Annotated in this window: 10 protein-coding genes; 1 reads left to right on the top strand and 9 read right to left on the bottom strand. The window is 31.4% G+C overall.

Annotated elements, in window-relative coordinates:
• Positions 1-11 precede the first annotated feature (11 nt).
• The 6 genes from D1816_RS00345 to D1816_RS00320 all read right to left on the bottom strand — a co-directional run bounded on the left by D1816_RS00345 (position 12) and on the right by D1816_RS00320 (position 9858).
• The gene (locus D1816_RS00345; protein WP_118500758.1) at positions 12-1550 is read right to left on the bottom strand and encodes a YifB family Mg chelatase-like AAA ATPase; all 1539 of its coding nucleotides are present in this window, start codon (positions 1548-1550) and stop codon (positions 12-14) included.
• A 77-nt stretch (positions 1551-1627) separates the two neighbouring features.
• Complete coding sequence (locus D1816_RS00340) at positions 1628-3427, bottom strand: hypothetical protein (RefSeq protein WP_118500757.1); 1800 nt, start codon at positions 3425-3427, stop codon at positions 1628-1630.
• Positions 3428-3442: 15 nt separating this feature from the next.
• A complete protein-coding gene (locus tag D1816_RS00335) occupies positions 3443-4651 on the bottom strand; it encodes a DUF4249 domain-containing protein (RefSeq protein ID WP_118500756.1) in 1209 nt (402 codons plus the stop codon).
• A 6-nt stretch (positions 4652-4657) separates the two neighbouring features.
• Entirely contained in the window at positions 4658-7417 is a 2760-nt protein-coding gene (locus D1816_RS00330) for a TonB-dependent receptor domain-containing protein (protein WP_118500755.1), read from the bottom strand.
• The gene (locus D1816_RS00325) at positions 7414-8160 is read right to left on the bottom strand and encodes a hypothetical protein (RefSeq protein WP_118500754.1); all 747 of its coding nucleotides are present in this window, start codon (positions 8158-8160) and stop codon (positions 7414-7416) included. The genes D1816_RS00330 and D1816_RS00325 overlap by 4 nt, the downstream gene beginning before the upstream one ends.
• A gap of 360 nt (positions 8161-8520) precedes the next feature.
• Positions 8521-9858 carry an aspartate kinase gene (locus D1816_RS00320; RefSeq protein ID WP_066311252.1) on the bottom strand — a complete coding sequence of 446 codons (1338 nt, stop codon included), beginning with the start codon at positions 9856-9858 and terminating at the stop codon, positions 8521-8523.
• A 112-nt stretch (positions 9859-9970) separates the two neighbouring features.
• Here D1816_RS00320 and D1816_RS00315 point away from each other — a divergent pair, with 112 nt between their 5' ends.
• On the top strand, positions 9971-10615 hold the full coding sequence (locus tag D1816_RS00315) for a hypothetical protein (protein ID WP_066311255.1): 645 nt from the start codon (positions 9971-9973) through the stop codon (positions 10613-10615).
• A gap of 46 nt (positions 10616-10661) precedes the next feature.
• On the opposite strand, the gene D1816_RS00310 is transcribed toward D1816_RS00315, so the two are convergent.
• The 3 genes from D1816_RS00310 to D1816_RS00300 form a co-directional block, all read right to left on the bottom strand.
• Positions 10662-12719, bottom strand: coding sequence for a M13 family metallopeptidase (locus tag D1816_RS00310; RefSeq protein ID WP_082832346.1), 2058 nt, complete (start codon positions 12717-12719; stop codon positions 10662-10664).
• Positions 12720-12925: 206 nt separating this feature from the next.
• Positions 12926-13390, bottom strand: coding sequence for an RES family NAD+ phosphorylase (locus D1816_RS00305; protein ID WP_066311260.1), 465 nt, complete (start codon positions 13388-13390; stop codon positions 12926-12928).
• The gene (locus D1816_RS00300) at positions 13390-13842 is read right to left on the bottom strand and encodes an antitoxin Xre/MbcA/ParS toxin-binding domain-containing protein (protein WP_082832347.1); all 453 of its coding nucleotides are present in this window, start codon (positions 13840-13842) and stop codon (positions 13390-13392) included. Before D1816_RS00300 ends, D1816_RS00305 begins: the two co-directional genes overlap by 1 nt.
• Positions 13843-14004 lie beyond the last annotated feature (162 nt).

Genomic DNA, 14004 nt, shown 5'->3' with positions numbered 1-14004 from the left:
AAGTTAAAAATCTACCCCAACCACCCATCTCTATCTAGACTACGATATTGAATTGCTTCTGAAATGTGATCTCCTTGAATTGAAGTCACCCCATCTAAATCAGCAATAGTTCTTGCTACTTTTAGGATTCGATCATATGCTCTTGCAGATAAGTTTAAACGCTCCATCGCTGTTTTTAGAAATTCTTTTGAATCTTTATCCAGTTTACAATATTCTCGCAACTGCTTTACTCCCATTTGGGCATTATAATGCGTCTTTTCCAATTTAGCAAAACGCTTTGTTTGTATATCTCTTGCCATTATCACTCTTTTTCGAATAATCACACTAGATTCTCCTTTACGTTCATCACTTAACTTATCAAAAGGTACAGGTGTAACCTCAATATGTATATCTATTCGGTCTAGTAATGGCCCTGAAATTTTACTTAAGTACCGCTGCATTTCTGCTGGAGAAGAAGTTACCGGGGCATTTGGATCATTAAAGTACCCTCCCGGACTTGGATTCATACTAGCTACTAACATAAAACTTGAAGGATAAGTTACTGTAAATTTTGCTCTTGATATGGTAACTTCCCTATCTTCTAATGGTTGTCGCATTACTTCTAACACCTCTCTTTTAAATTCTGGTAGTTCATCAAGAAACAAAACCCCGTTATGCGATAAAGAAATTTCACCTGGTTGTGGGTAACTACCTCCCCCAACTAAAGCTACATTTGATATTGTATGATGAGGGCTTCTGAAAGGGCGTTGAGCCATAAGCCCAATATTGTCTTTTACACGGCCAACGACACTATGTATTTTTGTCGTTTCTAAGGCTTCTTGCAATGACATAGGAGGCAAAATACTCGGTAATCTTTTGCTTAACATTGTTTTTCCACTTCCAGGAGGACCCACCAATATAATGTTATGACCTCCTGCCGCCGCGATTTCCATGCATCTCTTAATGCTTTCCTGACCTTTTACATCAGCAAAATCAAATTCTGGATTATCCAACGCCTCATAAAATTCTTTACGAGTATCTATTACCGTTTCTTTTAATTCACCTTTTTCTTCAAAAAAATTAATTACTTCCTTAATGTTTTCTATTCCGTATACCTTAAGATTATCTACTATCCCTGCTTCTTTTGCATTTTGCTTAGGTAAAATAAATCCTTTAAACCCTTCTTCTCTTGCTTTTACAGCAATTGGTAATGCACCTTTAATAGGTTGTAAGCTGCCATCTAATGACAATTCTCCCATGATTAAGTATTCTGAAACATCTTCACCTTTGATTTGAGAGCTCGCAATAAGAATCCCTAATGCAAGGGTAAGATCATACGCCGATCCTTCTTTTCGTAAATCAGCCGGCGCCATATTAATTGTAATTTTCTTCCCTGGGAGTTTATAACCATTATTTTGTAATGCTGCGGCAATACGATAACTACTTTCTTTAATTGCACTATCCGGTAAACCGACAAGGTGATATCCTATTCCCTTATCAATATTAACCTCTACTGTGATTGTTGTAGCTTCTACTCCAAAAACAGCACTTCCAAAAACTTTTGTTAGCATAATCTTTATTTAAAGAAGTAAACATAAAGATCACGAGTTTCAAAAAATGAAACTGAACTATGAATTAAAATATAGCATTACTCTACACGAAAAACTTTTTTGACAGAAATTGGTTTTCCTTGCTCATTAAACCCTTCTAAACATATTTCATACGAACCTGTATTGTCTGAAGTATAAAAATTAATATTTGTTTCTTCTTTATCTAACTTTAAATCGGGTAACCAAAGTAATTGCTGTCTAAAATCAGGTACATGACTAAATTGTTTTTCTCTATCACCATCATACGATTGAATAAAGTAATTCTTCTTAGGTTCTGGTGTAAATAACTTTATCTTTTTTAAATAACTCTTAGTATATTTTTCGTAAAAATTACTAGTATTCGTTTTAATATCCAGGACTCCCTGAAAAATTTGAGAACTTATAAAGTAAGGGATTCTAGAATAGCTAATTTTTTCTACATTATTTGCATTATATGTTACTACATCTGTATGGTCTTGGATCATTAAACCATCTACAATAACCAGAGGCAAAAAATTTGAGCCTTCAAAAACCGGCTTCTCTTTCTTAATTAAAAAAATGAATTTTTCTTCGCCTATTTTTTTTGTTCTTACATTTTCTACAATCTCCACTACAGTCTCTTTAACTGTTGGAAATCTGGTATAGTCATCTAAATTATAAGCTTGTAAATGCTCTCCATAAAATGGTACAATAGGTCTGGGAAGATTGATTGTATCAGGTTTTGCATTAAAGTAACCATTGTTTATCTGATTATATACACTTCTATCTAAAATCATCTGTTTCATATCTGAAGTTATATAGAAATTATTTTCAAACTTTAGACCTTTATAATCCATCGGAACATGCTGATCAATGTTAATCGAAAACTTATCATTATCTCCTAATACTTGTATGAATGCTTCGCTTTCTACATAAGGTTTATCAATATTCATAAAAAAAGAACCATCATCATTTGTCGTTGCCATTTTTAGGTCGTATGATTTCCCTGGTACGGAAAGAATAACCTTTTTGTTTTCCATACTTAATTTTGGATTTTCTGTTACAATTTTACCAGAAAACAACCAACCTCTAAGCTCCGGAAAAAAAACCCTATTTGCAGTCAGGTCTACCTTATGGTTAGACATTTTATCGATTGACGCAGTAAAAACATTTGCCGTTGTTCGTACAGGAACATTAATCGTATCTATTTTTCGTACTGATAATGAAGTATAAGAATTAGAGAAATTAGTAGATTTATGATTAATCTTTAGTGATACTTTTTTTCTTTTACCATATTGCTTTTGATCAACAAACAAACGGATTACATTAGATCCCTCATTCGATGAAATATCTGATTGTGAAACTTGATTGTTTTCAGTTAAAAAACCAAGTTGTTTTTCTGGGCTTTCATAAGCACGAGTTATCTTTTTTTGGTCTCCTTGATATGGGTTTATAATTGCAATATCTGATTGAAAAAACTTATTTCTCTTAGAGTTTCGCATCCATTGGGTATAACCTATTAATTTATAGTTACCTGAAGCCACAGATGTAGGTATAAAAAAGTCTCCCTGTCCTTTACCAGATGTTAATTTAATTTTATGTCGAAATACGACAGTTTTGTCTTCGCTTACTAATTCTACATATGCTACAGTACTCAAACTACTAAATTGTAATTTTGCCCCAGTTAGACAATATATTTTATAATACAGATATTCTCCTGTAAACAAAAGAGAAGAATTATAATGCACATACACTTGTTCTTGAGGTGTATCTTTGAAAGTTACTATAGGGTTTATGCCATCTGAGGATATTACTTGTGCATTTGCAGGTTGAAATAGCAAAGCAGAAACATACAGCACTAAAAAAACAAACTTATTCATGGTTATTTTTTAATATTATTCTTCCCAAAAATCAGGAACTTTATTACTCCCCAACACCCTACAATCTCCACATTCCTTTGGCACTAATAAATAAGGACCTTCATCTGGTGTCGGATCATCATTTACATTAAAATATGTAAAAAAACCTGTTTCTAAAGCATCTATTAAAGGGGAAAAGCCTAAAAAAAAGAAGAGAGGGCTAAAGGTTTCACAATCATTAATGAATGGAGGTGGAGGTCCTTCAGGAAAAAAGTCTATATGTTCAAAAAAGATACGTTTAGAAGATACTGACGAAACGTCAAAAAAACCGATTATCTTTTCACTTGAGTTTGTACGAGAAACTATATTTCCGGTAATAAATCCAGGTTGTGTTTGAGAAAATAAACTTTCAAAATCAGAAAACTCTTTAAGCGTTTCATAGAATGCGAATGCTTCTGGAGATTGCACAAATTGACGCACCAAAATGCTATATCGATTTTGAGTCAAAAAATTCTCTTTACTAAGAAATCGAATAGGAAATCGAGTTACTTTATCTTCATCAAATTCAGTAGATGATGCTAAAATAATATCAGTAGATGATGCACTACCATAGCAGACTCTTGTTTCTTCTGTTTTGGTAACAAATTGTATTTCTGGTGGGTTTTTCGATAAAACCTCTATTTCTACAGGAGACCATCTTGGAGCTATAATTTTATACGTCTCGTCATATTCATACCTATAAAATTTTGCATTTCCTTGTGGGTCAGAACTATCCGCAAAAACGGTTATTCCTAGAACCCCCTGACCATTTACAGTACGCTCAGCGTACAAATCATCAATTTCTAATACTGGTGTGAGTGATCTAAAGTCCGACGCATACTCATTTCCTTCTGCTGTTTTTATAATCAATTGATAATCTCTTCCGGGTACGGCCATAAATTCAGAAGGAGTCAGGTATTTTCCTGGTTCTGTTTCTATAAATTCGAATCGCGTAGACTGATCATCAACGATACCAACTTCTGCACCTGTTTCTACAAGTTGTTCTTCATTAAAACGAAATGTTCTTGATAACAAAACTTGTTGTTGTTTTTGCTCATTTGTTAATGTTGCATCTACTATTAGTATACTTTCGAAGCTTTCTATTTCTGTTTCAAAAGGTTCTACACATGTAGTTACTAACCCACCTAATAGTAATATACAACATAATCGAAAAAATCTTCTTTTTGCACTATTTTCTAAGTTCATATCCTACTAAAATTTAAGGTTATACGTTATAGAAGGCACTGGAATTGAGAAAACAGAACTTTGCAAGGCTCTTATCTCTCCATCGTCTGCAACAAAAAATACAGAAAATGGATTATTTCTTCCTAAAACATTATAAATAGAAATCGTCCAAAAGCTATGTGCTAATTTTTTGTTTTTATGATTACCCTCAATATTAAATCCGAGATCTAACCTATAAAAGTCTGGGATTCTAAATTTATTACGATCACTAAAAACCACAAACTCTGATCCGTTTAAGATAAATTGTCCTACGGGAAAAGTAACTGGTCTTCCTGTTTGATACACGAAATTAGCAGAGAGGCTAAATCGTTTTGTAAACTTATAATTACTAACTAGACTTATATCATGAGGCTTATCATAATTCGCAGGAAAAAACTCTCCGTTATTAACACGTTCTTCTGCAAACTCACTATCCAACTTTACAAAAGATCTAGAATATGTATAACTAAACCAACCATTAAATTTTCCTTTGTTTTTTCTTAAAAGAAATTCAACTCCATATGCTTTACCTTCTCCTTGTAACACTTCGGTTTCTATATTTTCATTAAGTAATATTTGCGATCCTACTTTAAAGTCCACTATATTATCTAGTTTTTTATAGAATCCTTCTAAACTAATTTCATATGTACTTTCATTTAAATTTTTAAAAACACCAAACGAATATTGTTGTGCTTTTTGAGGAGCTATATTGAGATCTGAAAGTTTCCAGGTATCTATTGGAGAAACTGTTGTATTATTTGATAACGTATGAATATACTGATACGTATTGCTATATCCTGCTTTGATTGAAAGGTCGGGTTTTATAATATATCTAGAAGAAAGTCTTAGTTCAACCCCATCATATGTTTCAATTACTTCATTATTTTCATATTGTATAGTATTGGTTACGGTACCTTCATTTCTTGGTCTGTTTTCTTCATATTTTCTTTGAGTTCCTTCTCCTAAAGCGTTATATAATGAATAGCGCACTCCTGCGTTAACAGAAAATTTTGGTGTAAAATCAAATCTACCTGAAATAAAAGCTGCTGATTCTAATGCTTTTTCTTTTGGAATACTAAAAGGAGTAACTATTGATCCATCCCCGTCAGGTTTTATACTACCGGGACGTACTTGATATAGTTTATTTGCTATTCCATAATGAAATTTATACATTGGATTAAGCTCATATTTCATTTGAAGTTTCACCTCTGTTTCTTCTACGCTATACCCTAAATTGAAGTCGTTATTACTGTCTCCATCAAAATTAATATCAAACTTATATTGACTATTCGTGAGCAAAACATTTCCTTTATGTTTATCATTAAATGTATGATCCCAACGCAGAGAAAATGCTCTATTGCTATAAACATATATTGAATCTGAAGTTATACTAAAATCATCTCTACTATAATATCCAGTTGCATTGATTTTATTATTTTCATTAATTTCATGATTATATTTTAAAATTGCATCATAAAATGATGCTTGACTATTATTTAAAGTTTCTTCATCTAATGATCTTAGTATCCAATTTGCATAAGCACCTCTTGCTCCAAATAAAAGACCTGATTTATCCTTAACAACCGGAGTTTCTACTGTTACATTTCCTGTCACAGGTCCTATTGACGCCTCTACACCTAATTTATCTGTTCTAGCGTCTTTTGTTTTAATATCAAAAACAGATGATAGTCTACCTCCGTACTCTGCTGGTATTGCTCCTTTATAAATATCTACTTTACCAATTGTAAAAGGGTTTAATGCAGAAAATAGGCCGAAAAAATGTTGGGGGTTATAAATAAGTGCATCATCTAATAGTGTTAAATTTTGGTCAGCTTTCCCTCCTCTCACGTTCAACCCTGCTGCCCCTTCACCTGCAGTTGTAATACCAGGCAAAGCTGTTGCAACTTTAAGTACGTCTCTTTCTCCTAATACAAGAGGTATGTTTTTAGAAGCTTCTACATCTACTTGTTCTTTACCTGTAACAACGTCCTTTATATTTTCATCTCTGTTCGATTCTAAAAGTACCTCATCAAGAACCTCTAAACTTTCTGTAAGATCAAAATCTAAAGTACCATTATTATATAAAATTACTCGTTTTTTTGAATCGGCTATTCCTAAAGAAGTAGTGCTCAATATATTTTCTCCTGCCGGTAGTTCCAATAGGTAATACCCATTTTTATCAGTAGTTGCTACTAAATCTTTACCTTCTACAAGTATTGCAAGGTTTTGAATTGGTTTTCCTGTAGTAAAATTTCTAGCATAACCACTTAACTCATATTTTTCTTTACTATAGACCGATGCTTTTCCTATTTTTACGGTGGAAATTTTAGCTTCGTTTAGAGACTTCTTTTTGGTATAAAAAACAGGAGCTATTTTTTGCTTCGGTTTATTAACTACTAAGCTATCTTTTTCTTCTCCAAAGAATCTATCTGGCAAATTATCATAGATAACAATATTGCTGGTTAGAACGACTTCCTTTTCTTTCAAGAAATAATAATTCAAAACTGTATCAGAGAAAAGATCGTCCAGAATTGTTTTTAATGTAACATTCTGATATTCTTTAGTAATTAATTCTTCTCCTAACCATTCATCTAAATAATAAAATGTAACATCAGTCTGATTTTCTAACCGAGATAAAACTGTTTTTTTATCTACATTTTCAAATGATATTGAAACTAATTTTGAAATATCTTGCCCATTCATTACTCCAGAACAAAACACTATTAAAATTATCGAAAAAAACCTCATTCTGTAACTTTATTATTAGTTCTGGAAATTTCTGAATACACCTTGCGTACTAGTGATGTCATAAAGCTATCCGGTTTTAATTTGTATAATGCTTTGTTTTTAGCATAAAAATTTCTGATCGTCTTTTTATGATCTGGTAATATTTTACTTAAAGCATTTTTAGTATCTACTTTATAATAAGCATCCTTATAATATAAAATGTATGAATTCTTATTCAAGAAGTGATAGAACACTTTTCTATTTTCAATAACATCTCTTTTAGCCTGGTCATATTTCTTGTACAGTACGACATTTTTTTTTTCTAACAATACCTCATAAAACCCTTTTAACTCATCGTTTGTAGATGTAACACTATCAACACGAATAAATTTATGACTATCGATCACGAAATTTTCAACTTTTGATTTTAAAAGCTTAAGAGTTACTGCTCCGTATTTATTAGGGAGTTTCACTAGTACTTCATCCTCATAAATATTATACTTTAAACTTAATCCAAAATATGATTGATTGTTATAATGAACTGAACCGGGAAGAAAGTCTAAGGACTTAAAAAATTGATGATGATTATTATATATACTTCTATATTCGTTTTCCTCAATTATACCATTAGATAAATCTATATTCTCAACGCCCAAATATTTATCAAAAGAGATGTAAGTTTTTTGGTTTTCTTTGGTGCTAGATTGACTGGATAAAAAAAAAGAAGATAATAGTAAAGAAAAAAATAACAGTTTTGTGGTCATTGGTTGTGGTTAGTTGTACTCTTTTAACCAAATTGAAAACATGCGGCAATTAAAAACTATAGTCACAATTTTAAAAATTAAATTGTGAATACGCTAAAGCCTTTTAACAATAAAGAAAAAGAGATATTTCTTACTTTTTTAAAAGTACAGATTTTAGGATATCAAAAAATTTCTCTAGTTGTTAAAAATTGGTTAATTAACATGTTTTACCGCAAAAGAAGTGAAAACAAAACGTAATTCTTTAATAAAAATAATTATTGGGAAAGACTATCAAAAAGTAGGGATATACAGCAAAAGATATATTACGTATGATATCAAGGTATAACCCCACTTTTTACTTAAAAATTTATTTTACATCAATTATGCGACTACTTCTTTTTTTTCAAAATGAAAAAGCTTTTCATTTAAAAATCGCAATGTTGGTATTTTATCTTTGGTATCGACCAAAAGTGAAATATTATTATTACTTCCTCCGTAGGAAACCATACGAACAGGAATATAATTAAGAATTTCAAAAAGTTTATATGAATTTTTATCATTGATAACAGATTCACCAACAATACAGATAATACTATGATCCTGTTCTACAGTAATCTCAGCGTAGCTCTCAATTTCCTTTACAATTTTATCAAGATTACTAATGTCATCTATAGTCAATGATATTGCAATTTCTGATGTCGTAATCATGTCTATTGACGTATTGTAATTGTCAAAGACTTCAAAAATCCTTCTTAAATATCCATGAGCCATCAACATTCTATTAGATTTGATTTTGATCGCAGTTATGCCATCTTTTGCAGAAATAGCTTTCAAACCTTTTTTGTATGTTTTATTCGAGATTACAGTACCCGAAGCTTCAGGATCAAAAGTATTTTTTAATAATACTGGAATATCTTTACCAACCACAGGAGAAACCGTTTGAGGGTGAAGAATCTTAGCTCCGAAATATGCTAATTCTGCTGCTTCATTGTATGTTAAATGAGCAATTGGATGTGTATGCTCTACATATCTTGGATCATTATTGTGTAATCCATCAATATCTGTCCATATCTGTACTTCTGTCGCATTTAATGCTGCTCCGATAATTGTTGCAGTATAATCGCTACCTCCTCTTTTTAATTGACTTATCTCATCGTTCTCATCTCTACAAACAAAGCCCTGAGTAATATAAATAGAGGATTGAATATTATTGTCTAAGACTTTATTTAACTTCTTACTAACTTTTTCTATACTTGGATTTTCTACAGAACCAACAAACATAAATTCTTTGGCGTCTAGTAATACATTAGATACACCTATTGCATTTAGGTAGCCAGAAAATATATAGGTTAAGATTGTTTCTCCATAAGTGATAATTCTAGAATTAACCACTTCAGAATACTCCTGACTAGATACTTCAAACATTTCTGTAATAATAAGAGACAAACCATTTTTTAATGTGCTTCTTAAATCTTGATCTTTAATTAATGCATCAATAACATCGATATGTTTATCCTCTAGTCTATGTAAATTTCTTGTGATTGCTTCTGAATCTCTAAATTTAATGTTTTCTACAAGATTAACTAATTGATCCGTTACTCCAGACATTGCAGAACATACTACAATCTTTTTATCCTGATCTGATATAAGAATTTCCTTTACTCTATTTAAGTTTTCTACCGATCCAACAGACGTTCCACCAAACTTCAATATTTTCATTAATCTCTTTTTTAGCTTTATATTTATATTGCATAATTAGTTAATTAACAACAAAGAATAAATATTTTAAAAGAAAAAGTCTAAATTTGCACAAAATGTTAAATATGTAACAATGAAAACTATTACTGATTGTGTCCATAATATTTTAAGACACCAACCTTTTCTTGAAGATGCATTATCCAGAGATATCATTAATTTTAGCTCCCTGGCTATTGACTTATTACCTCAGGTTGAAAAAGTCATGAGAAAACCTGTAAAACCCGGTTCTATCGTGATGGCTTTAAGAAGATACAACCCTCGTACAATTAAAAATATAGATAATCTAAGGAATCTTGGAGATATTGTTGTTAGGTCAGGAATTACCGAATATACTTTCTTGAATTCTAATACAATATTAACGAGCCAAACAAATTTATTAAATAGTGTAAAAAACGAAGTCAAAGCATATTTCACGTATTCGAGTAATTTTCAAGAGAGTAACATATTAGTAACTTCTTCTCTTAAAGATACTGTAGAAAAACACTTTAAAAATGAAACATGTATCTCTATTGCAGACAATTTAGCCTCTATGTCAATTGCACTACCCGAGGATAATTCTAAAGCTGTAGGATTATATTTCTATCTTTTTAAGTTATTGGCATATGAAGGTATTCCTGTATTTGAAGTAATTTCTACATCCAACTACTTTACACTTTTTCTTGAAAAAGAACATGTTAACAAAGCTTTCTTGTTAATGAATGAAATCAAAGAGAATTAAAAAAACCCTGCTAAAAGCAGGGTTTTTAAATTATATCTGATCAAAATTACCAAATATTAACTCGTTTTTCAGGGGCCAAATACATTGGATCTCCTTCTTTAATATCAAACGCTTCATAAAATGCTGGTACATTTAATAAAGGTTGTATTGCACGTGTTTTACCTGGCGAGTGAGGATCTGTTTTAATTTGAGTTCTTAAAGCATCATCTCTAACAAGTGTTCTCCATACAGTAGCCCAAGACATAAAGAAACGTTGCTCGGCAGTAAAACCATCTATTTTTTCTGGCTTACCATTTTCTTTAAAAAACTGTTGTAATCCATCATAAGCTCCTAATACACCACCTAAATCTCCTATATTTTCACCTAAAGTAAATTTACCATTGATAAAAACACTGTCTAAGACTTCGATATTGCTGTATTGTTCTGCTAAAGCGTTTCCTCTTTCTGTAAATGCTTTTAAATCATCTTCTGTCCACCAGTTTTTAAGATTTCCAGACGCATCAAATCGTGCTCCACTATCATCAAAAGCATGAGATATCTCATGACCTATTACGGCTCCTATACCTCCATAATTAACGGCTTCATCTGCTGTATAATTATAAAATGGTGGCTGAAGTATCGCCGCAGGAAATACGATTTCGTTATTTAAAGGGTTAAAGTATGCATTCACTGTTTGAGGAGACATACCCCATTTTGACTTATCAACAGGCTCTCCTATTTCTTCATAGTTTTTATCTGTTCCCCATTTGTTTACAGCAACCATATTTTCATAATAGGTTTTATCTGCAGAAACTTCCATTTTAGAATAATCTTCCCATTTATCTGGATATCCTATTTTAACGGTAAACTTATCTAATTTTTCAATAGCTTTTGCTTTGGTTTCATCCCCCATCCAATCTAATTTTTGGATACGAGCTTTGTAAGCTCCAATAACATTAGCAATCATTTTTTCTGCTTTTGCTTTTGCTTCTGGTGGAAATTTAGCATCAACATATAATTGACCTAACGCTTCTCCTACAGTACCATTAACAACAGCCAAAGCTCTTTCGTCTGCAGGACGTTGTTGTTTTTGTCCTCTTAAGTATTTACTATAAAACTCCCAGTTCATAGTTTCTATCTCTGTACTTAATCGTCCAGTAGCGCTATTAAAAGTATCCCACTTAATTAAAGTTTTTATGTCCTCTATAGGAGTGCTTTTTAAGAAACCATCTAATGCTTTAGTATATCGTAACTGAGCAACAATAATAGTATCGAATTTTTTAGTGATACCTAGATCACTAATCATTTTATTTAAGTCAATTGATGATAACATTTCATCTGCTTCAGCAATTGTTCTTGGATTATTATAGTTACGAGTATCTCTACGTTCAACCTTATTTAATCTTGGCTCTGCTAGTTTTGTTTCTAACTCAAGAATCTTTTCTGAAGCTGCAGTAGCATCGGCTTCTGAATCTCCTAAATACGTAAGCATTCTAACAATATGCTTTTTATACTTTTCACGGATTTCTTTTGATTTATCATCTTGATCCAGATAATAATCGCGATCAGGTAATCCTAACCCTCCAGATCCTAAATATACTGCATTCATTGCACTATTATTTAAATCTGCTTGCACACCGATTCCTACAAATGGAGAAGAAACAGCAGCATTTTTCGCCAAAACAGTCTGTAAATCACTTAGATTTTTAATTCCTGCGATATCATCTAATGCCGGTTGTAATGGTTTAACACCTGCAGCATTTCTTGAAGTCGTATCTAATTTAGTATCAAAAATTGCTAAAGCTTTTGCCTGATCTGTATCAGCACTATACTTTCCGCTCTCTTTAGCTTTTGCTAAAATTTCTAGAACGTCTTGATCTGTTGATTTACGAAGTACTCCAAAACCTCCCCAGCTCGTACGATCTGCAGGGATTTCTGTATTTTTTAACCAACTACCATTTACATAATTATAAAAGTCGTCTTTTGGACTCACAGAGGTGTCCATGTTTTCCAATACAATCCCAGGGATTTTTTCTACTTCAGCAACTTCTTTTACTTCTTTTGTTTCCTTTTTACAGCTCACAAAAGCAAGAAGAAATGCTGCTAAAAAATACACATTTTTCATTTTTATGTTCATTGTGTTATTAAATTGAAATTAGTTATTAGCAATATGACGTAACTATTGCATATTTGTTACGCATAATATTTTCGTAATTTATACAAAATGGTAGATGTTTAACTTTAAAAATATTTTTTTAACGAAAAAATAAGATTTAAAAAAAATAAAAACCTTATTATAAGTAAGTTAAAGAAGAATCTATTTTTGTAACCTTAAAAACCGCTTTTTAGTAATCTATCATCAAAAAAGAACGGTGCTACATTAATTAATTTTAGTTTATTAAAATCAGGATGGATTGGGTTTATTAAAAGGTTATTTTCATTAGGAATGATAATACTTGGAATCAATAATCCTAAAAACTTATTTTCTTCTATCCATTGAATAGAAAAATTTTGCACATTCATAGGTACTGGTACTTTATTCCAATCCTCTGGTAATTGATCAACAGCAACACTTGTTATTAATTTATCTGGAATCTCAATAGTAGCCATAGCCATATCATCAGGAAAATATGCCGCAGGTAAATGAGCCAATACTTCTAATGCAGAGAGTGATGCTGTAGTACTTGTATATAAAAGAGCTACTCCTTTAGGATTCCATCTTCCACCAACAGATTTAGCCCCAATACCAGTTAAATCTTTTATATATTTTTGCTTAGCTATTCTGTAAACCAACATTATGCAAAAATTCCGTGTTCTATACGCATTAATTCTTCATTAAGTAATTCGAATCCAAAAGTTGTATCTAGAAGTTCTTTTGGCTTTTTTGAAGCCAAAGCAGTACAAGGGTGGTTCATCCAATTTTTAAACCGCTCTAAATCACCAAAAACTTTTTCTCCTTTTCCGTAAAGTTTAGCCAATTGTAATGCCTTTGCACTAGCCTCTGTACTTAATTTTTTATTTAAATCGTATCTTTGAATAGTTCTTTCTGACATATGTATTACTAATGCTAACTCTTTAAGATCAAAACTAATCGTTTTAGCGAGGTGTAATAATGCCTTTTTATCTATACCATTTCGAGATAGTTCTATAAAATCATACATATTCCTTAATGGAATATCAATATTCAAATACCTTAATAGTCCTTTATTTTCAAAACTATCAAAATCTAAAGGGGATACTGCCACCATAATTATTAAATTTTACGACAAAAATACAAAAATAAATGACAATTGTCAAAAAAATATCTTTTAAATAATAAAAAACACGACAACTCTTTCTTTTATAGATATTTGAACTTATTTCTCTAAAATCAGTGAAATACAACTAATTATCATAAACAATTGTTAACA

The organism is Aquimarina sp. AD10 (assembly GCF_003443715.1).
In the GTDB taxonomy this organism is placed as follows: domain Bacteria; phylum Bacteroidota; class Bacteroidia; order Flavobacteriales; family Flavobacteriaceae; genus Aquimarina; species Aquimarina aggregata.
This window is presented reverse-complemented; position numbering and strand designations above follow the sequence as displayed.